This is a genomic window from Campylobacter sp. BCW_6465 (genome assembly GCF_001762815.1).
GTDB classification, from domain to species: domain Bacteria; phylum Campylobacterota; class Campylobacteria; order Campylobacterales; family Campylobacteraceae; genus Campylobacter_D; species Campylobacter_D jejuni.
In genome coordinates this window covers 242,689-263,702 of sequence record NZ_MJXN01000112.1, presented here as the reverse complement: position 1 = coordinate 263,702, position 21,014 = coordinate 242,689, and the positions used below count along the sequence as shown (strand labels likewise).

Genomic DNA, 21,014 nt, shown 5'->3' with positions numbered 1-21,014 from the left:
TTAGCACTTTTTTACTAAAAAGAAAATATAAATCCTATTTTGAAATGCCTAAACGCTCGGCTAATTGATATAAATTTAACTCTCTATAAAATTTATCAAAGTCTTTAGTATAAACATCAAGATTAAAAGCTTTATTCATATCTTTTAAAGTATCATTACTTTCAAAATAATACCCTTTACCGCCACTATAAATACCTTTTTTATTAATCCATACAACATCGTTGATCCCAAATTCTAATTTCTCATCACTTGGTCTTGCTAACATATTTCTTCCGCCTACGCTTAAATACTTAACATTATTTAAACTTAAAGCATAAAGAGTTGGAAAAATATCTTTATGAGATCCTACACGATCTTTATCATAATAAATATCATCTTGTAAATCCTTAGGAATATAAAGATAAAAAGGTACACTATAAGCAAAAGCTTTTTGGGAATTTAAATCTATACTCATTTCGCGTACTCTATGATCTCCAGTTGCTGCTATAATGACACTATCCTTAAATGGACTTTGTTTTACTTTATCTAGAAATTTTCCAAATTCATTGTTTGCATAAGTATAAGCTTTGATAATGTTATCTTGTTTATCTTTTTCATAAGGAAGCATATTAAGCAAAGTTTGCGGAATGTTTTGTAATTTTGGCAAATCATTTTGCGGAATTTTATAAGGTGGATGATTAGAAATAGTAAGAGCAATTATAAGGGTTTTATGTGGATTTTTTTGAAGTAAGTCATAAACTTTTTTATATAAAAACTCATCAGCTACCCCATAACCATTTTCACTATCTTTTGCTCCATTATACTCTTTCATTAAAATATTTTCATCTATAATCTCATCTACTCCCAAAATACTGAGATAATTTTTAATATTTTGCCAAGATCCATTACCTGCACTTACAAAAATCACCTTATATCCTGCTTTCTTATAAATAGCAATAGGTGTTAAATCCAAATAAGTTTTCTGAAATTTGCTTGTAGAAATATTAGAAAATGGACTTACAAAAAATAAGTTTGCAAAACTTGGTATAGTTCCATTACTAGAACTCAAAAAGCGTTTGAATAAAAAATCTTGCTTAAAATGTTTATCTAATGAACCTAAAAAATTATGTTCTGTATTTGTAAAATCAGCCAAATTAAGCCCAAAACTTTCCATTAAGTTAACAAATACACTAGGATGATTCTTTTCAGCTTTTAGATTTATAGGACTTTGATGCAAATAATCAAAAAGTTTTTCTTTAAGTTCTTGTGCTTTCAAAGGTGTGATAACCTTCAAAGCCGCTTCTTCTTTATATTGTTTTAAAGCCCAAGAAAATGCCATAATTGGATTTAACATTGTATCATTTACAACACTATACTCACTAAAAGAATAATTTTGTACATTTATAGCCACATGCTTAAAGGGGCCCCTTAAGGCTATAACATAAACAATAATTAATATTAAATTTAAAGCTATCAAGGGAAATAATCTTAAATTAACAGGTTTTAGCTTTAAATTTAATATTTTCAAATTTAAAAAAAATACAAAGACTCCAAAAATCAACATTAAAGCTAAAATTTTTAAAATTGGATAATCATGATAAATAATACTTAAAATAGTTTTTGCATTATCATCTTTTAGAGTAAACATAAAAATATCAAATTTAGTCTTGTAAATTTCGTAATAATAGTATTTTGCATAAGAAAATCCTATACAAAGACAAGAAAGAACAATTATGTAAATGCTTGAAAAAATGAAATAAAAATTTTTACTATATATTACTAATTTATTATTTATTTTTATATTAGAAAAAATTAAACTTAAAAAACCACAAAGCAAGAATGGTAAAAACGCTGCACTTAAAAATCTTATATCATGAAAAACACCCAAAAGATACATTAAAAAGATTTCATTTTTATCATCAATTAAACCAGTAGGGATAAAAGAATTTTGCATTAAAATACGATTAATGGTAAAAATTACTATAAATAATACACTAAAAATAAAAATTTGAAGTAAAATTTTTCTCATGTTCACCTTCTTTAAAAATTCTTAAGAATTTTATCAAAAGCCCAAAGTTTTCTTGCCTCATCGCTTTTTTTAGGCTCTATGATAAGCATTTCTTCTTCAGAACCTAATTTACTTTCTATCTCACCAAAAGCATTAATAAACAAAGTATCGCCGTAAAAATTCCATTCATCTTTTGTTTTGCCTATGCGATTTACTCTTAAAATGCTTGTAGAATTTAAAAAAGCTCTTGTTTTTAAAAGTTCTTCCCATCTTTGTTTGCTTTCAAAGGTGCAAGCACTAGGAACGATAACCAAATCAATTTTTTTCGCCATAATCTGCTGCCAAAAGATATCAAAATGGGTCTCAAAACCAAAAAGTAAGGCATATTTTAATTTTTCATAATTAAAAGTAAAAATTTTTAACTCTGATGGAGTTTTGTTGCTGAAAAATTTTTCTTCATTCCAATGTTCATAAGGCATTAAAATTTGCTGTTCATAACTTTTAACACCATTTGGAGTAACTTTTAAGCAAAGTTTTTTATAACTTTTAGCTTCAACGCTTACATAAGGAGCGATGATTTCTAATTCATATTTTTTAGCAAGTTTAATCAAGCTTTCTTTTTTAGCTTCGCTTTGTTCTTTTATCATATTTTTTGGCATATGCAAAAGTTCTGTAAAAAAACTATTGATCACATATTCTCCCAAAACTACTAAATTTGCCCCATTGTCTTTTGAAGCTTTGAGATAATAATCAAGCCTTGATTCACTTAAAGCTAAAGTTGGAAACTGTAAAGCTGCTATTTTACTCATCGATTTGCTCCACTTCTAATTTTGCTTTTTCAAGCTCAAGTCTTGCTTTTTTGATACTCTCTAAACCTTCTTTATAAATTTTTACACTTTCATCTAAGGCAAGCTCTTGATTGTTTAATTTTTCCAAAGATTCATTAGCGTGTTTTAAATTTTCTTCAAAACTCATTGATGATTAACCTTGTAGTTTGGTGCTTCATGAGTGATAGTAACATCATGCACATGACTTTCTTTAAGCCCTGCAGTAGTAATTTCAACAAATTCAGCTCTTTTTTGAAAATCTTCTATATCTTTAGCCCCAACATAACCCATAGAAGAACGCAAACCTCCTAAAAGTTGGTGCACCACGCTTCTTATACTTCCCACATAAGGAACACGCCCTTCTATACCTTCAGGAACGAGTTTATCTTGAGCAGTACCTTGCTGAAAATATCTGTCTGAACTTCCCTTTTGCATAGCCCCAAGTGAGCCCATACCACGATAAGACTTATATTGTCTTCCTTGATAAGTAAAAAGCTCTCCTGGACTTTCATCTGTTCCAGCTAAAAGCGATCCTATCATAACAGAACTCGCACCTACAGCTAAAGCTTTTGCAATATCACCTGAATATTTAATCCCGCCATCGGCTATCACAGGAACGCCAAATTTATTTGCTTCTTCCACACATTCATCAATGGCTGAAATTTGAGGTACACCCACACCTGAAACAATACGCGTAGTACAAATACTTCCTGGCCCAATACCTACTTTAACCGCATCTACCCCTGCTTCGCAAAGTGCTTTTGCTGCGGCTGCAGTAGCAATATTTCCTGCGATAAGATCTAAATTTGGATATTTAGCTTTAATTGCTTTTACTGTATCAATAATACCCTTAGAATGTCCATGCGCAGAATCAAGCACAACAACATCAACGCCTGCCTCAACTAAAGCATCCACACGATCCATTTGCCCTACTCCTATAGCCGCACCCACACGCAATCTTCCAAAACCATCTTTATTGGCATCAGGATATTCTTTGCGTTTTTTAAGATCTTTTATAGTGATAAGTCCTTCCAAGCGTCCTTGTTCATCAACTATAGGAAGTTTTTCTACTTTGTTGGTGCTAAAAATTTTTTCCGCATCGTCTAGAGTGCAACCTTTTGGAGCAGTGATTAAAGGCATTTTAGTCATAACATTTTCAACCAAATTTGAAAAATCACTCTCAAATCTTAAATCACGATTGGTAAGTATGCCTATTAGTTTCTTATCTTCATCTATTACAGGAACACCTGAAATTCTATACTCTGCCATGATTTCTAAAGCCTCTGCAACACTTGCTTTAGGACTTACAAAAATAGGATCGATAATCACTCCGCTTTCGCTTTTTTTCACTCTTTTTACTTCTCTAACTTGTGAAGCTATATCCATATTTTTATGAATTACCCCAAGTCCTCCAAGTCTTGCCATCATGATAGCAGCTCTGTGTTCAGTAACTGTATCCATAGCCGCAGAGATTAAAGGCATATTTAAAGTGATATTTTTTGTTAGTTTAGTGTGAATTTTTACTTCCTTAGGTAGAACTTCAGAATACCCAGGACGCAGTAATACATCTTCAAAAGTTAAAGCTCTTTTTACAATTTTCATCTTTCATCCTTAATTTTTAATCATTTGTTCTAAACTTAAAGCCCCATCTAACAAGGTTTGTTCATCATAAGCTTTGCAAATCAGCTGTGCTGATATATTAAGCCCTTCTTTATCTTTTGCAACAGGCACACTAATACCTCCAAGTCCTGCTAAATTTACAGAGATAGTATAAACATCTTCTAAATAAGTTTGTATAGGGCTTTTTTGAGTATCAAATTTAAAAGCCGTTGTAGGAGTTACAGGCATAAAAATAAGATCACAATCTTGCAAAATTTCTTCATATTTTGCCTTGATAAAAGCTCTAGCTTTTTGTGCTTTGATATAATACGCATCATAATATCCACTACTTAAAACAAAAGTTCCTAACAAAATTCTTCTTTTTACTTCTTCGCCAAAACCTTCGCTGCGTGTATTTACATACATTTCTTTTAAATTTTGGATATTTTCAGAACGCTTGCCATAACGCACCCCATCATAACGACTTAAATTTGCACTTGCTTCAGCTGTTGCGATGATATAATACGCTGCGATATCAAACTTAGAATCAAGCAAATTTTTATATACAATCTCATGTCCATTAGCTTTTAACATATCTATGGTTTTTAAAAGTGCGTTTTTTACTTCGCTATCTGCATCATTGACATAATTTTCAATCACTGCGATTTTTAATTTTTTATTTGCATTTAAATTTGAAGCGGTTTTGATAAACTCGATATTTGCACTCGTGCTATCCATTTTATCATATCCTGCGATCGCATCATATAAAATTGCCGCATCTTCTACATTTTGCGTTAAAACTCCGATTTGATCCAAACTTGAAGAATAAGAAGCCAAACCATAGCGACTTACTCTTCCATAACTCGGTTTAAATCCTACACAACCACAAAAAGCCGCAGGTTGGCGCACAGATCCACCTGTATCAGAACCTAAACTTGCTAAAGCCAAGCCACCCGCTACCGCAGCAGCACTTCCACCACTTGACCCACCTGGAACACGCTCAAAATTTAAAGGATTTAAAGTTTTTCCATAACAAGAACTCGCTGTTGAACTTCCCATAGCAAATTCATCCATATTGCAACGCCCAAAAGGAGAAAAACCGTTAGCCTTTAAATTAACAATCGCACTTGCATCATAAGGAGCGATATAACCTTGTAAAATCTTACTCGCACTAGTAAGCTCCCAGCCCTTTACACTGATATTATCTTTTATAGCTACAGGCACACCTTCACCTGAAACACTTAAGTCCTTATCTAAAAATTGTTCGATATAAGCACCTATTTTTTTTTCTTTTTTTGCTTTTTCATTGAGTTCTTTTTTTAAATTTTCAAGTTCTTCTTTGGAGTATTTTAAAGCTTCTTTTAAAGTTATCATTTATTTTCCTTTGTTTTTTTGATCAAAAATACTGCTAAAGCACTAAAAGCCAAAACCACCGCTATAGTTGCAATGATAATACTATTTGGAATAGGATTTTCTAACATTAAACCCCTTTTAAAACTTCTTCACATCTTAAACAAGGTGTTTCTTCATCTTTACTTTGAAGTTTCCAACATCTTGGGCATTTACAAAGTGAAGCTTTGGTGATTTTAAATTTCTCATTCTCTACTTCAAATTCAGCCAAAATTTCTTCATTTTCATTACTGATTTGACTTACCATAAACCAATCGGCTAATTCCTCATTTGGGAATTTATTAAAACTAATGTTTAAATTTAATTCCAAGGTGGATTTAATGATTTTATCTTTTTTAAGCATATCAATTTGTTCAAAAAATTTCTCTCTAGCACTCATTAAAAATGTATCATCTATACCAAAATCATAATCAAAATCCTGAGTTAAACTCAAATCAAATACATCTTTTGCATCGCCTTTGATTAAAACATTAGCATGTTCTAAAGCCTCATCTACACTATAGCTTAAATTTGGAGCAAGTAAATTTAAAAGTTCTTTTGCTATCAAAGCCATAGCCACTTGAGCAGATTTTCTTCTTTGGGCATTTTCACTATCGCAATAAAGCCTATCTTTACTGATATCAAGATAAATCCCACTTAAATCCGCACTTAAAAAATTTAAAAGCAAACTAAAACCTTTAGCAAATTCATAAGCAAAAAATGCTTCTTTACTTGCTTTAAAAACTTTGGTTGCACGACTTAATATCCATTTATCAATAAAACTAAATTCTTTAACTTCTAAATCTTTTAAATCATTGGTATTAGCAAGTAAAAATCTTATAGTGTTTCTTATTTTGCGGTATTGTTCGCCCACTTGTTTTAAGATATTGTCTGAAATTTTTAAATCACTTGAATAATCACTTAAAAGTATCCAAAGTCTTAAAATTTCAACTCCATAGGTTTTTGCTACATATTCAGGAGCGATCACGTTGCCTTTAGATTTAGACATTTTTTGCCCTTTTTCATCGGTGGTAAAACCATGAGTTAAAATGCTTTCATAAGGTGCGCTTTCATTGATCGCTGTACCTACAAGCAAAGAGCTTTGAAACCAACCCCGATGCTGATCGCTTCCTTCTAAATACATACTTGCTCTTTTTTCTCCTGCGTCATAAAGTCCGCTATTTAAAACTGCATTAAAAGTACTTCCGCTATCAAACCAAACATCTAAAATATCATATACTTTTTCTAAATTTTCAGCTTTGTATTTTGAATTTGTAGGAATTAAATCTTTGATTTCAAACTCCCACCACGCATCAGCACCGTGTTTTTCAAAAATAGCTGCTACAAAGTCAAAAAGTTCATCATCAAAAATCACTTCTTTAGTGTTTTTATCTCTAAAAAAGGCTATAGGCGTTCCCCAGTCCCTTTGTCTTGAAATACACCAATCTGGGCGATTTTCCACCATAGAACCTATTCTTTTTACCCCACTTTGCGGATAAAAGGTTGTTTTTAAAAGTTGTTCTTTTGCACACTCTCTTAAAGTTTTTCCTTGAAGTTTTGGTTCATCCATTAAAATAAACCATTGTTTAGTAGCTCTATAAATCACAGGCTTATGCGTTCTCCAACAAAATGGATAAGAGTGTATAAATTTAGAAGAATGTAAAAGTTTTTCGCCTAAAAGTTCTAAAATTTTTTCATTGGCCTTAAAAATATGAAGACCTATAAACTCTTCAAGCAAATGAGAAGGCAAAAGCCCTTTAGCTCTTAAAGTTTCATCATAACATCCACTATCATCAACAGGCATTAAAACTTCAATACCGTATTTCAAACAAGCATAGTAATCATCTTCGCCATGTCCTGGTGCAGTATGTACAAGTCCACTTCCACCATCCATCAATACATGCTCGCCCATAATTAAAACAGATTTTCTTCCATTTAAAGGATTGATAGCTTCAAGTTTTTCAAATTCTTTTGCGTTGAGTTCTTTTTGAATTTCTCCACTTGTAAGTCCTTTTTCTACCATGCTTTTAAGCAAAGCACTTGCAAAAATCAAACCTTCTTTAGTGATCACATAATTTTCGTTAGGATTTAAGGCTATAGCTTGATTAGCCACCAAAGTCCAAGGCGTAGTTGTCCATATCACTGCGCTTGCTTTTGAAACGCCTAATTTTTCGCAAGCTTTTACATCTAAATCAAAAGCCACAAAGATAGAATAATCTTCTTTATCTTGATACTCTACTTCAGCTTCCGCTAAAGCTGACTTTGCCGCCCAACTCCAAAAAACAGGTTTAGAACGCTCACAAAGTAAGCCTTTTTTAGCAATCTCACATAAAGTTCTATAAATCGCTGCTTCAAACTCAAATTTCATAGTCAAATAAGGCTTATCCCAATCCGCAATAATGCCTAAATTTTTAAATTCTTCTCTTTGGATATCTACAAATTCACTCGCATGTTGTCTGCAAAACTCACGAATTTCTTTCTTGCTTAAGCTTTTTTTCTTTTCTCCAAGCTTTACTTCTACTTGTTGTTCTATAGGTAAACCATGACAATCCCACCCTGGAGTAAAACGCACACTCTCACCTTTAAAATAATGCGTTTTGATAATAGTTTCTTTTAAAATTTTATTTAAAGCATGTCCTATATGAATATGTCCGTTAGCATAAGGGGGGCCATCGTGCAAGGTAAAACTTTTTTTCGCATTTTTGCGATTTTCTTTCATTTTTTCATAAGCATAATTTTGCTCAAACCATTTTTTAAATCTTTGCGGTTCAAGTTCCGCTAAATTCGCCCGCATAGCAAAAGTAGTGCTGGGCAAAAGTAGAGTTTCTTTGTAGTCCATTTTTTCCACCTAATTTTTAATAATCTTAAATTCTACTCAAATTAGCTTTAATTTCTACTTTGTTTTTGGCTATAATTATAAGAAAAAAAGGAAAATTTATGAAACATTTGCTTTATCTTATAGGAGATGAGCTTACTATAAACGAAAAATTCAAAAATTATATTTATAGAACTTATGAAGAAAAATTTAAAGAAATTAACGAAATTCGCATACAAAATAAAACCGATAAAGATTTACCCTTTTTGCTTGAAAATCTCTTAAATCAGTATGATTTTATCACTTTATTTACAAGCCCTTTGCATTATGCGACTGTTGCTAAAATTTTAGCAACTTTAAATGATGATAATCTTATCTTAAAAGATGATACCTTGGTTCCAGATAAAGCAGAATTTAGTAAAAATAGCTTTGTATGTAATTTTTCAAATTCAAAAATTAATGTCGTTAAAATAAATCCAAGCGGAAAATTACCTGATCTTCTTGGGCATATAAAATTAAATTTTGCATATTTTTGCATTTTTGGCATGGATGATGAAAGCGCTATATTACTACTGCAAACCCTAACAAAATCTTATGAGATAAGTATAAAATCAACCAAGCTTTTAGATAATCTTGTGCTTATTAAGGCCACTTGCGCTAATTTTGGAAAACTTGATGGTTTTTTAAATAGCGTAAAAAATCTTTTTGGACAAAAAGTATTTTTAGGTAAAGATCCTATACATTTTATAAGCTCTAAACTTTTAGAAAAAAAATTAAAAATTTCTTTTGCTGAAAGTTGCACAGGCGGACTTTGTGCAAGCACCTTAACCAAAATTTCAGGTGTAAGTGAAATTTTTGAAGGATCTATTGTAAGTTATTCCAACCGCATCAAACACGAATGGCTTGGAATTAGCGAAAGCGTCTTAGAAAATAATGGCGAATACAGTGAACGTTGTGTTTATTTTATGCTAAAAGGTATTTTTAAAACAGCTAATCCTGATTTTGCCTTAGCTATTAGCGGAGTAGTTGGCGAAAAAGATGAGGGAAAAATAAAATCAGGCACTATTTATATAGGTGCAATGTTTAGAGATGGAACTTTTGTCCAAGAAACTCTTTATTTAGATGGGGATCGTGAATTTATGCAAGAACAAGCCGTTTTAGCATCTTTTTGCTTGCTTTTAAAATTAAAACCTGAAATTTTTGAAATTTAAAGGATTTAAAAATGAAAGAAATTAAGCTAAAAGAAGACTTGGAAAAAATTTATCCCTTGATAAAACAATTAAGAAACAATCTATCTTTGAAAGTTTTTTTAGACAAATTCCAACTTGCTACACAAACTCAACATTATAAACTTTTTGCCTATGAAAATGAGGGAAGCTACAAAGCAGCTTGTGGAGTCATGCCCTTTAATCTACTTTATCATAATCATTGTCTTTATATTTGTGATTTTGTCGTAGATGAAACTTTAAGAGGAAAAGGTATAGGTCAAGCTTTTTGAAAAAAATCCAAATTTGGGCAAAAGATCAAGGATATGAAGAATTAGAACTAAGTTCAAGTTTTTTTAGAACACAAGCTCATGAATTTTATATCCAAAAAATGGGTTTTGAAAAATCCGGTTTTGTTTTTAAGAAAAATATCAAACTATAATATTTTTTGATTAAGCTTTGCATTTTATAATTAATATTATTATTTTTGATTTTAAGGAATAAAATGAATTTTAAAGAACTAATTTCAAAACGCAGAGCTTGTAAACTTTTTAATGATAAAAAAATCAATGAAAAGGATTTGCATTGTATCTTAGAAAGTGGAGTCTTAGCCCCGAGCTCACATGGATTTGAGCCTTGGAAATTTGTAGTATTAGAACAAAAAGAACACAATCTTAAACTCTCAACCCTATGTTACAATCAACAAAATGTAGCAAGTGCGAGTCATAATATTATTTTTCTAGCAAGAAAAGATCTTCAAAGCAAAGATGAATTTGCACAAAAACAAGTGCGTCGTTTCTCAGGTTCTAGCGAAGAAAATTTTCAAAAAATTTTAGAAATTTACACCCATAAAACCAATGCAATGAATGATGATGAACTCTATCATTACGCACAACTTCAATGCTATCTTGCTATGATGCAAATGTCGCTAGCTGCAATGAGCTTAGGTATTGATTCTTGTATGATAGGTGGCTTTGAAAAAACTAAGGTTGATGATTTTCTTCATTTAACTTATCCTTTTGAAACTGCTGTAATTTTATCCTTAGGATATAAAGCCCACGAACCAAAATATTCTACTCAACGCTTAAATTTTAATGAAGTCGTCGAATTTTACAAGGAAAAATAATGAAAAAAGAACTTGAAATTTTTAGCACAAGATATTCTTGTAGAAATTTTAAAAATGAAAAACTCAAAAAAGAGGATTTAAATTCTATTTTAGAAATAGCAAGATTAAGTCCCAGTTCCTTAGGACTGGAACCTTGGAAATTTATAGTAGTGCAAGATGAGAAAAGAAAAGAAGAGCTTTCTAAAATTTGCAACCAACAAAAACATGTAAAAGATTGCGCTGTATTAATTATCATCATTTCAAGACTTGATTTTTTAGATTATTTTGAAGAAAAACTTAGAAAAAGAGATATGAGTGAAACAGAAATTCAAAAACGCTTAGATACTTATATGCCTTTTTTAAAATCTCTAAATCAAGAACAAAAAATATCTTATGCAAGAGAACAAGCTCATATAGCTCTAGCTAGCATAATTTATAGTGCTAATGCTTTAAATATAGCAAGTTGTACTATAGGTGGTTTTGATAAAGAAAAGCTTGATTCTTATTTATCACTTGATATTCAAAAAGAAAGATCAAGTTTGGTGGTGGCTTTAGGATATTGCAACGATGAAAAAAATCCTCAAAAAAATCGTTTTAGTTTTGATGAAGTTGTAAAATTTATTTAAATTTTGCTTAAAAGCAAAATTTAAATAAAAATAAACTGATTCTTTTTTGTATTTTTACTAAGTCTTTGCTTAAATTTTATACAATTTTGATTATAATTTTACATTTAATTTCACAAGGCTTGTTATGAATTTACCCAATATCTTGGCGGTTTTTAGAATGGTTTTAGCGCCTTTGCTATTTTTTTTATTAATTCATCATTTTGAAAATATTCATCAAAGTTGGATTAACTATTTTGCTACTTTAACTTTTTCATTAGCAGCTTTGAGTGATTTTTTTGATGGATACATTGCAAGAACTTGGAAACAAACTACAAAACTGGGCGGAATCTTAGATCCATTAGCCGATAAAATGCTTGTTTTAGCAGCTTTTTTAGGGCTTTTGCTTACAGGAAAAGCTAATGAATGGGTAATTTATATTATACTAGTAAGGGAATTTTTTATCACGGGTTTTAGAGTTGTAATGATCAGTGAAAATTTAAATGTCAATGCTTCTTTTGCAGGCAAACTTAAAACCGCTTTTCAAATGACTGCGATAGGATTTTTAATCATGGAGTGGATAGGCGGAGAAATTCTACTTTACATAGCTTTGATTTTAACTCTTTATTCTGGATTTGAATACATCTATACTTATATAAAAGCTCAAAAAAAAGGAGAAAAATGAGATCTTTATTATTTTTAATTGTTATTTTGATTTTGGGAATTAAATTTTATTCTATTGAATTTTTAGCAACTGTTTTAGTCATCTCATTTTTAATTTTCTTTCACGAATTAGGACATTTTTTGGCTGCAAGATCTTTGGGTGTAAAAGTTGAAGTTTTTAGTATAGGATTTGGAAAAAGTCTTATAGAGCGTGAATTTAAAGGCACAAACTATCGCTTAAGCACTTTACCACTTGGAGGATATGTTAAACTTAAAGGACAAGATGATATGCGTCCTGGTTTTGAAAATCTAGACAAAGATAGCTATAGCATTTTAAGCCCCTTAAAAAAGATTTATATTCTTTTCGCTGGACCATTTTTCAACCTGATTTTAGCTTTTTTTCTTTATATTATCATAGGAAATTTAGGCTTAGAAAAACTTGCTCCACAAATAGGAAACATAGCGCCAAACTCTGCTGCACAAGACATAGGACTTCAAAAAAATGATACTATCTTAGAAATCAACGGTGTAAAAATTCAAAGCTTTGATGAAATTTCAAAACATTTAAGTTTAGAGCCTTTGAAAATATTAATCAATAGAGAAGGAAAAAATTTAGAATTTATTTTAACTCCAAAAATAGGACAAGGATATAATGACTTTGGGCAAATTATTGAAAAACCTCAACTTGGAATCGGTCCAAATGGTACAAGCACTCTTGTAAAACATCAAGGTTTAGAAAGTTTTAAATATGCCGCACAAGAAAGTTTTCAAGCTTCTACACTCATCATCAAGGGTATAGTAAAACTCATAAGTGGTGAAGTTGAAGCAAAAAATTTAGGTGGTATTATCACCATGACTGAAATTACCTCAAAGGCTGCACAAAATAGCTTTACTTTACTTTTATTTATCACTGCTTTAATTTCTATAAATTTAGGCATTTTAAATCTTTTGCCTATTCCTATGCTTGATGGAGGACATATACTTTTTAATATTTATGAAATGATTTTTAGACGCAAGGTTCCACAGCGTGCTTTTGAATATCTAAGTTATGCAGGCATGGCAATACTTTTAAGCTTGATGCTCTTTGCAACTTATAACGATATATCAAGGATTGCAGGTGAATAAAAAATTTTCCTACCCTATTCCAAATTTTACTGATAGAAGAAAAAGTATCATCTTTTGGCGCTATTTACGTTTTCAAGCAAGAAAAATTCTATATTTTCCTCAAGTAAGGCTTCTAGAAAAAACGCTTAATGAAGAAAAAAATAAACATTTAAAAGACTTTTTCTCTCAAAGACCCTATGCTTGCTACAATGCTATAAGAAGATTTTGCGATAAAAGTTTTAAAGCAAATGAACGCGTTAAAACACTTATTTATGATGTTGATAAGGGACTTACTTGTTTTAAATTTCTTCCCGAAGAACAAATGATTTTTTCTTTTGATGAAGATTTTGAGCTTTTTTTAGGATATAACCATAATGTTTACGAAGAAGGTTTTTGGGCTTTTTCTTTAAAATTTAAAAAATACACTATTTCACAATGTAATTTTTGCTTTACTTTAGAAAATAATCTTCTACTTTCTTGCATACAAGGATATAAATACAAAGATTTTAATATTTTAGAAATTAATAAAATTTTAACTAAAAAATGTCATGGTTTGCGCCCTGTTGCTTTACTTATAGAATGCTCTAAGATGCTTTGTGAAATTTTAAAACTTCAAGCTACTTTAGGTGTACATGAAAAAAATCAAATCCGTTCTCAAAAAGGAAAAGAAAAAGGCTATTTTGTAGATTATCAAAAAATTTGGCTAGAAAATGGTGGAGAATTAATAAAAATCGATAAACACAAATACTACAAGCTCCACCACTCGCAAAAAAACCTAGAAGAAATCCCTTCACAAAAACGCTCCATGTATAAAAAACGTTTTGCCATGCTTGAAAATATTAAACAAAATTTATTCCAAATTTTATCTAAATAATACTTTTTAAATATTCTACACTTTTCTCACAACCTTTTTTTTGAAGTTTTAAAAGCCTCTCTAAGCATTCTTGAGATACTTCTTGAGGATAATAATACTGCATAGCTTTTAAATCTTCAAACAAAAATTTTTCTATCTTAAAAGCCCCTTTACCTAATTCTTTAACCCCGCCTGTTCCTTTTTCTCTTTTAAAAGTCGCACAATAAGGATAACATTGCTCTACATTAACACGGTCAAGTCCTTCTTTTTTAAGAATTTCTACACAAGTTTTAATGTCTAAATTTCCTTCTCTCAAAGGAACGCCGCAAACATATTCTACATCCTCTTCAATGAAAACTATATGATCCTTACAATGCGTGCTAAAAGTATATTTAGCCATGTCTTTGCAAGCTTTTATAGGATCTTCATAGGCCATCATAGAATTTCCAAAATCATATAAAAATCCTATTTTAGGATGATTGATCAATTTCAACAAATCAAGCAAATCCTCTGAAGTTTGATACTCATGATTTTCTATAGCAAGTTTTAAATCATATTTTTCCAAAATCGGTATCAAAGCTTTTATTTCATCCTTTGTAGCTAAAAAATCTTCTTTATCGAATCTAGTAGTAATTTTAGAATCATCATAAGCCCCATCGCTAGCATGTTTAACCTTTTTATTTTTATCGGTTAAGGGCACATAAGAGCGTATAATTTTAGCGCCTAAAATAGAAGCTACTTTAGCAATTTTTTCAAATTTATCCCTATTAAAACCCTTAGAGTCAATCTCACAATACATATTGTATTCATCCAATTTGGCTTTAATTTTTTTAAGATGATTTTCGTCATCGCTTCCTAAGCATCCCCATTCTTCATCCAAACCAAAATCTTTAATGATATTTATAATCACACCCTCACAGCTCAAATTTTTAGCAAAATCGATATAAGAAAATATATCCATCCTGCCATTTTGAAACCATAAATGCATGCTTTCAGTTTCTAAACCTATTTTCATGATACCACTCCTTTTAATGCTTTTTTTCTAGCTATCATCTTAAGTAAAATCGTAGTTACAATCACACCACAAATAGCAAAAATCCCCATTAACGCAAAAACAATTTGATAGCCTAATAAACCTTTAAAACGATCATCATAAAACCATAAAGCGCAAAACAAAAAAGTTGTGGAGAATAACCAAAAATACAAGCTATACTCATAGCAGCTCCACTAATTTCTCTAGGTACTTCTATCTCATCCACAGGTGCAAAAAATGTCGCACGCATAGTAAAAATAAGAGCGGCAAAACCTAAGGTTAAACTCATACCAAAATAAATATTTAATTTCTCATGAGGCATAAAAACAAAAATTAATATGGCCAAGGCTCCTAAAATCAAAGCAAAACGCAAATATCTTGTTGAAGATTTAAAGGTTTTATCTGCTAAATATCCCCCAATTGGCCCACCTACTAATTTTAAAGTATATTGATTGATAATACCATAAGCACCGACCAAAGCCACAGGCATACCATAAATATCTTTTAAAAATGGAATAAAATAAGTCAAACCACAATACACAGAATAAATAGTAAAAATGGTCAAAGATACCACCCAAATTTCAGGAGTTTTAATCGCTTTGATAACTCCATTCCAAGCGGCTTTGTTTTTACTGATTTCATTTCCTTGCTCATCTTGGGTATTAATTTTGTCATCTTCAAGTAGAAAATATGCCAAAATACCTGCTATAATCACACAAGCGCTATAAAATAATATAGCAGCCTTAAGTCCACCTGCGCCAGACCCTAAAAGTAAAAAATTCCCAAAGCACTAAAAGCAACTATAGTATCTATAACACCACGTCCTGCTTCTAAAAATCCAAAAAGTCTTCCTTGTTGAGTAGAATCTCCAAGCAAGCGAATGGCTTTAAGCAAAACAGGCCAATACACAACTTCTCCAAATAAAGAAAGCAAACCTCAAGCTATTAAAATTCCATAAAAAGAAGGAAAAGTAGAAATATAAATTCCAACCAAACCCACACAAACCAATGAAAAAGGAATGAGTATTTTTTTAGAAAATCTATCTGCTATATAAATGGATGCAAAATTTCCCACCGTTTGCACTATGCCATAAACTGAGAGCGCGAGTCCAATTTGTGTATTGCTAAGATTCATAAATTCTTGCATAGGCACATAAAAGGCATCTTTTAAAGAGGAAAGTTTAAAAACAGTTCCTCCGCCAATAACTAAAACGATAAAAGTAAACCAACGAATAGGTTTCGTACTATTCATATCCACCCTCCTTTTTTAACAATTCGCAACTTAAATTAATTATATCACGGATTAAGATAAAAGGTTAAAATTTCACCTTTAAATTATAAACAGATAATTACAAAAAGTTACAACACTTATTGAAGTATAAATTAAGTATATTTTGATATAATTTAGTCTTGCTTTATGCAAAATCCTTGCTCATGAAAATGGGCTTTAATATCCATAAGGAGAAAAGATGAAACATTATGAGGTTTTATTTATCTTAAAACCAACACTTACCGAAGAGGAAGTGAATGCGAAGTTGGAATTCGTTAAAGAAGTCCTAACCAAAAATGGTGCAGAAATTGAAACTGTTGTTCCAATGGGCACTAGAAAATTAGCGTATAAAATCAAAAAATACGAAAGAGGAACTTATTTTGTGATTTATTTCAAAGCTCCTACAAACTTGATCGCTGAGCTTGAAAGGGTGTTAAGAATCACTGAAGAAGTAATAAGATTTTTAATCGTAAAATATGAAAACAAAAAAGAAATTGCAGCTTGGGAAAAACTAAGCCACGGGATTAAGCAATCTAAAAAAGAAATCAAACCTTTAGATGCTCCTGAAATTCAATAAGGAAAAAGATGTTTAACAAAGTTGTTTTGGTTGGAAATCTTACACGTGATATAGAAATGCGTTATGCACAAAGCGGTAGTGCTATTGGGGCTTCTGCTATCGCAGTAACAAGAAGATTTACCACAAATGGAGAAAAAAGAGAGGAAACTTGCTTTATTGATATAAGCTTTTATGGTCGCACCGCAGAAGTTGCAAACCAATACCTTACAAAAGGTTCAAAAGTACTCATAGAAGGACGTTTGAGATTTGAACAATGGAGTGATCAAAATGGACAAAATCGCTCTAAGCATAGCATTCAAGTTGAAAATATGGAAATGCTTGGCGGCAATTCCAATGCTCCACAACAAGGTGGAATTGGCAATAATAGCTTTTCAAACAACAATTATAGTGGAAACTATGAAAATCAAAGCTATGATCCTTATATGAGTGAAAATCAAAATTTTAATAAAGCAAAAGCAAACCCTGCTCCACAAAGAAACCAAAACCCACAACACGAAGAAAAATTAAAAGAAATTGATATCGATGCTTATGATAGCGATGATACTAATTTACCATTTTAAAGGATAAACTATGGCAGAAAAAAGAAAATACTCTCGTAAATATTGCAAATACACTGAAGCAAAAGTTGAATTTATTGATTATAAAGATACAGCAATGTTAAAACATGCTTTATCTGAAAGATTTAAAATCATGCCACGCCGTTTAACAGGTACAAGCAAAAAATACCAAGAAATGGTAGAAGTTGCAATCAAACGTGCAAGACATGTAGCTCTTATCCCTTATATAGTGGATAGAAAAGAAGTAATCAATAATCCTTTTGAAGGACTATAATCTTTTAAAAGCAAACTTGTAAAAAGTTTGCTTTCTTATACATTTATTCTCAAAATAAAATTAAACCAAAGTATATTCTAAAACATCACTAAAAGTATCAACAGCAATGATTTCCATATTGTCTCTAACCTCACTAGGAATATCTTTTAAATCCCTTTCGTAATTTTTTCTTGGGATTAAAGCTGTTTTTATATCTGCTTTATAAGCTGCAATTAATTTTTCTTTTAATCCGCCTATTGGTAAAACTTTTCCTTTTAAATCTATTTCACCTGTCATTGCAACATCTGCTTTAACCTTTTTATCACTAAAAATAGAAGCAATGGCTATGCTTATCGTAATGCCTGCGCTTGGGCCATCTTTTGGAGTAGCTCCATCTGGCACATGTATATGAATATTATAACTATCATAAACATTAACTTTAGGATCGATAATTATTTTTTTAGGTATTTTTATTTTTCCTTCATCGATTAAAACTTTTATCATGCTAAAAGCAATTCTAGCTGATTCTTTCATTACATCACCCAAACTTCCCGTGAGCGTTAATTCTCCTTTACCTTTAATTTTTACAGCCTCTACTTTTAAAACATCTCCACCTACACTTGTCCAAGCCAAACCATTAACCTGACCTACTTGATTTTCTCCATTATTTTTTTCTATTTCAAAAACTTTTTTATCTAAAAATTCATTCAAATTTTTTGTATTAATAATGACTTTTTTAATATTTTCTAAAAGTAGTTTTTTAGCACTCTTACGACACAACTCTGCCACTTTGCGACGCAAATTTCTGACTCCTGATTCACGAGTATAATCACTAATGATTAACTCTATAGTTTCATCATCAATAGATAATTCATTGGATTTTAAGCCATGTTTTTTAAGCTCATCTGGAATTAAATATTTTTTCATTATATGAAATTTTTCACTTGGAGTATAAGAGCTAAGTTCTATAAATTCCATTCTATCTCTTAAAGGTGCAGGAATATTGCTAATATCATTTGCCGTTGCTATAAAAATGACTTTACTTAAATCAATATTAAAATTTAAATAATAATCCCTAAATTTAGAATTTTGCTCTGGATCTAAAATTTCTAAAAGCACCGCACTTGGATCGCCTCTAAAACTGCGATTTAATTTATCAATTTCATCCAATACAATTACAGGATTAATTTGTTTTGCCTCTATGAGTCCTTGGGTAATACGTCCAGGCATAGCGCCTATATAAGTTCTACGATGACCACGTAGCTCATTAACATCTTCAAGTCCGCCTAAGGCTATGCGAATAAGCTCTCTTTTTAAAGCTTTTGAAACAGAATTTGCCAGTGAAGTTTTACCCACGCCAGGAGGTCCATAAAGACAAAGTATAACTTTAGCACCATCTTTTTCTGCTATTTTTCTTTTTTCTAAAAGTTCCCTAACTGCAAAATATTCTTCTATGCGTTCTTTTGGTTTATTTAATGCATAATGATCATGGTTGAGCTGTTTTGAAACTTCTTTAATATCAAGTTTTTTCTTAGAAATTTTTTCAAAAGGAATATCTAATGCTGTTTCTATGTAAGTTTGAATCATCGATGCTTCGGAATTATCTTGATGAATGCGTTCGAATTTTTCAATTTGTTTTTTGATTTCTTTATAAGCATCTTCGTGCATAAATTTCTTCTTTAATTCCAGACGCTTTTGATACTCTCTAACCTCATCTTCTTTTTGTGTGTCAGAACCAAGCTCTTTTTGAATTTGTCTTAATTGTTCTTTTAAAAAATATTCTTTATTTACCTTATCAATACGAGAATGTACTTTATTTTTAATTTCTTTTTGAATTTTATTGGCTTCTATTTCTTGGGCAATTAAATCTATTAATTTTACTAATTTTTGCTCAAGATCTGTTAAAACAAAAAACTCATAAGCAACTTGTTTTTTAATACGCACAGTATTTAAAATCAAATCACAAATCCTAGACGCATCAAAACCTTCTTCAATTGTTCTTAAAAGATCCGGAGAAAAATAATGACTAATATTTGCCAAATTTTTTACCTTCTCTTTTAAAACTTCAAGAAGCGCTTCTTTTTTAGTTCCTTCTAAAAAGTCTTCTTTTATAAGTTCTATCTTGGCTTCTAAAGGTTTATTAGAAATTTGCTCTATAATTTTACCCTTAGCATATCCTTGAAAAAGTATTTTCACCCTTCCATCAGGTAAAGGAACTTTTCGCATGATAGTCCCAATCACTCCACAATTATAAATTTCATCAAAATTTCTTCCATTTTCCAACCTTGAAGGCGCAACAAAAAGCATACTATCATTTTTAATCGCAAGATCTAAAGCTTTCATATTGGATGAATCATTAATAAAAATAGGAGTTATCATAAAAGGATATAAAAATAATTCATCTTCAACCAATACTGGTAAATTTGCTGGATAATTTTGTATCTCTTCAATCTGCATTTATTTTCCTTGTTTATTAAAATCTTTCAAATATACTTCTATACCAAGGAAGCTCAGGTTTGATAATACTTTGCTGATAAAATTCACTTTCTTGAAGTCTTTGTTTATAAATTTGTGCACTTTCATCATGTCCTATGCGCTGGTATAGATTTTCTATAGTACTATTAAGATAAAAAACCGCTAAATTAAATTTTGTAAGCATTGTCTGAACCAAAGGTTCATATTCTGTATAAGGATAATCTTTCAAAAAAGTATCTATTTCTTTTTGGCTTTCAAGCATTAAAGCCTGATTACGATTTGGCACTGCAAATGCATCAAATTTTGCTTTAATTTTAAGATAGCGAATATAATCAGCATTGCGTGAATTTCCAAATTTTTTATTATATTCATCTAAATAAAATTCAGCTAACTTATATTCCTCTTCATCCATATGAGCTTGTGCTAAAATAATTAAAGTAGTTTCCAATAAAGGATCGGCAATGTGCTCACTTGCCATGCCATTATAATGATCATCGGCTTTTTCCAAATCCTTGTCCTGTAAATCTTTAATAATTTGCTTATACCACTCACTAGCACTAAGATTGTATAAACCTTCATCATTTTTCGTACTACACGCATTAAAAAAAACACTTAAAAAAACCAATAAAAAAATACCTTTTTTCATACTTCACCTTGATTTATATTCTCAAAAATCTATATTTTAACGATTTTATAATTAT

19 protein-coding genes and 2 pseudogenes are annotated in these 21,014 nt (G+C 30.7%); 10 read left to right on the top strand and 11 right to left on the bottom strand.

What is annotated here, in order from left to right; translation table 11 throughout:
* Nucleotides 1-34 precede the first annotated feature (34 nt).
* The 7 genes from AJ886_RS09490 to ileS are packed head-to-tail and all read right to left on the bottom strand — an operon-like array spanning nt 35 to nt 8,641.
* The gene (locus tag AJ886_RS09490) at nt 35-2,008 is read right to left on the bottom strand and encodes an LTA synthase family protein (protein WP_070287607.1); all 1,974 of its coding nucleotides are present in this window, start codon (nt 2,006-2,008) and stop codon (nt 35-37) included.
* A gap of 11 nt (nt 2,009-2,019) precedes the next feature.
* Nucleotides 2,020-2,796: a carbon-nitrogen hydrolase family protein gene (locus AJ886_RS09485; RefSeq protein WP_070233073.1), complete on the bottom strand. Its 777-nt coding sequence runs from the start codon at nt 2,794-2,796 to the stop codon at nt 2,020-2,022.
* Entirely contained in the window at nt 2,789-2,962 is a 174-nt protein-coding gene (xseB, locus tag AJ886_RS09480; protein ID WP_002853034.1) for an exodeoxyribonuclease VII small subunit, read from the bottom strand. Before xseB ends, AJ886_RS09485 begins: the two co-directional genes overlap by 8 nt.
* A complete protein-coding gene (gene guaB, locus AJ886_RS09475; RefSeq protein WP_070286341.1) occupies nt 2,959-4,416 on the bottom strand; it encodes an IMP dehydrogenase in 1,458 nt (485 codons plus the stop codon). The genes xseB and guaB overlap by 4 nt, the downstream gene beginning before the upstream one ends.
* A 9-nt stretch (nt 4,417-4,425) precedes the next feature.
* Entirely contained in the window at nt 4,426-5,787 is a 1,362-nt protein-coding gene (gatA, locus tag AJ886_RS09470) for an Asp-tRNA(Asn)/Glu-tRNA(Gln) amidotransferase subunit GatA (RefSeq protein ID WP_070286342.1), read from the bottom strand.
* Nucleotides 5,784-5,894 carry a hypothetical protein gene (locus AJ886_RS09465; RefSeq protein WP_002880777.1) on the bottom strand — a complete coding sequence of 37 codons (111 nt, stop codon included), beginning with the start codon at nt 5,892-5,894 and terminating at the stop codon, nt 5,784-5,786. Before AJ886_RS09465 ends, gatA begins: the two co-directional genes overlap by 4 nt.
* Nucleotides 5,894-8,641 carry an isoleucine--tRNA ligase gene (gene ileS, locus AJ886_RS09460; RefSeq protein ID WP_070286343.1) on the bottom strand — a complete coding sequence of 916 codons (2,748 nt, stop codon included), beginning with the start codon at nt 8,639-8,641 and terminating at the stop codon, nt 5,894-5,896. Before ileS ends, AJ886_RS09465 begins: the two co-directional genes overlap by 1 nt.
* Nucleotides 8,642-8,739: 98 nt before the next feature.
* On the opposite strand from ileS, the gene AJ886_RS09455 reads away from it, so the two are divergent.
* From AJ886_RS09455 to AJ886_RS09425, 7 genes and pseudogenes are all read left to right on the top strand, one after another.
* Nucleotides 8,740-9,828: a CinA family protein gene (locus AJ886_RS09455; protein WP_070286344.1), complete on the top strand. Its 1,089-nt coding sequence runs from the start codon at nt 8,740-8,742 to the stop codon at nt 9,826-9,828.
* Between the two features lie 11 nt (nt 9,829-9,839).
* Nucleotides 9,840-10,264 (top strand): annotated as a pseudogene (locus tag AJ886_RS09450) (GNAT family N-acetyltransferase).
* Nucleotides 10,265-10,327: 63 nt separating this feature from the next.
* Nucleotides 10,328-10,948, top strand: a complete 621-nt coding sequence (locus AJ886_RS09445; protein ID WP_002880780.1) for an NAD(P)H-dependent oxidoreductase — start codon at nt 10,328-10,330, stop codon at nt 10,946-10,948.
* Complete coding sequence (locus AJ886_RS09440) at nt 10,948-11,553, top strand: NAD(P)H-dependent oxidoreductase (protein WP_002861791.1); 606 nt, start codon at nt 10,948-10,950, stop codon at nt 11,551-11,553. The genes AJ886_RS09445 and AJ886_RS09440 overlap by 1 nt, the downstream gene beginning before the upstream one ends.
* A gap of 124 nt (nt 11,554-11,677) precedes the next feature.
* Nucleotides 11,678-12,214: a CDP-diacylglycerol--glycerol-3-phosphate 3-phosphatidyltransferase gene (pgsA, locus tag AJ886_RS09435; RefSeq protein WP_070286345.1), complete on the top strand. Its 537-nt coding sequence runs from the start codon at nt 11,678-11,680 to the stop codon at nt 12,212-12,214.
* Nucleotides 12,211-13,317: an RIP metalloprotease RseP gene (gene rseP / locus AJ886_RS09430; RefSeq protein WP_070287606.1), complete on the top strand. Its 1,107-nt coding sequence runs from the start codon at nt 12,211-12,213 to the stop codon at nt 13,315-13,317. The genes pgsA and rseP overlap by 4 nt, the downstream gene beginning before the upstream one ends.
* A complete protein-coding gene (locus AJ886_RS09425) occupies nt 13,310-14,170 on the top strand; it encodes a VirK family antimicrobial peptide resistance protein (RefSeq protein WP_002882614.1) in 861 nt (286 codons plus the stop codon). The genes rseP and AJ886_RS09425 overlap by 8 nt, the downstream gene beginning before the upstream one ends.
* On the opposite strand, the gene AJ886_RS09420 is transcribed toward AJ886_RS09425, so the two are convergent.
* Both AJ886_RS09420 and AJ886_RS10975 read right to left on the bottom strand, forming a co-directional pair.
* Entirely contained in the window at nt 14,163-15,164 is a 1,002-nt protein-coding gene (locus AJ886_RS09420) for a sugar phosphate isomerase/epimerase family protein (protein WP_070287605.1), read from the bottom strand. The genes AJ886_RS09425 and AJ886_RS09420 overlap by 8 nt on opposite strands.
* A pseudogene (locus AJ886_RS10975) lies at nt 15,161-16,433 on the bottom strand (MFS transporter). The gene AJ886_RS09420 and the pseudogene AJ886_RS10975 overlap by 4 nt, the downstream one beginning before the upstream one ends.
* Nucleotides 16,434-16,650: 217 nt before the next feature.
* Between AJ886_RS10975 and rpsF the strand changes: the two are divergent.
* The 3 genes from rpsF to rpsR are packed head-to-tail and all read left to right on the top strand — an operon-like array spanning nt 16,651 to nt 17,859.
* The gene (gene rpsF / locus AJ886_RS09410; RefSeq protein WP_002812868.1) at nt 16,651-17,028 is read left to right on the top strand and encodes a 30S ribosomal protein S6; all 378 of its coding nucleotides are present in this window, start codon (nt 16,651-16,653) and stop codon (nt 17,026-17,028) included.
* 8 nt (nt 17,029-17,036) lie between these two features.
* On the top strand, nt 17,037-17,588 hold the full coding sequence (locus AJ886_RS09405; RefSeq protein ID WP_002861797.1) for a single-stranded DNA-binding protein: 552 nt from the start codon (nt 17,037-17,039) through the stop codon (nt 17,586-17,588).
* 10 nt (nt 17,589-17,598) lie between these two features.
* A complete protein-coding gene (gene rpsR / locus AJ886_RS09400) occupies nt 17,599-17,859 on the top strand; it encodes a 30S ribosomal protein S18 (RefSeq protein WP_002853032.1) in 261 nt (86 codons plus the stop codon).
* A gap of 60 nt (nt 17,860-17,919) precedes the next feature.
* On the opposite strand, the gene lon is transcribed toward rpsR, so the two are convergent.
* A complete protein-coding gene (gene lon / locus AJ886_RS09395; protein ID WP_002861798.1) occupies nt 17,920-20,295 on the bottom strand; it encodes an endopeptidase La in 2,376 nt (791 codons plus the stop codon).
* A gap of 16 nt (nt 20,296-20,311) precedes the next feature.
* The gene (gene bamD, locus AJ886_RS09390) at nt 20,312-20,959 is read right to left on the bottom strand and encodes an outer membrane protein assembly factor BamD (RefSeq protein WP_002861799.1); all 648 of its coding nucleotides are present in this window, start codon (nt 20,957-20,959) and stop codon (nt 20,312-20,314) included.
* Between the last annotated feature and the right edge of the window lie 55 nt (nt 20,960-21,014).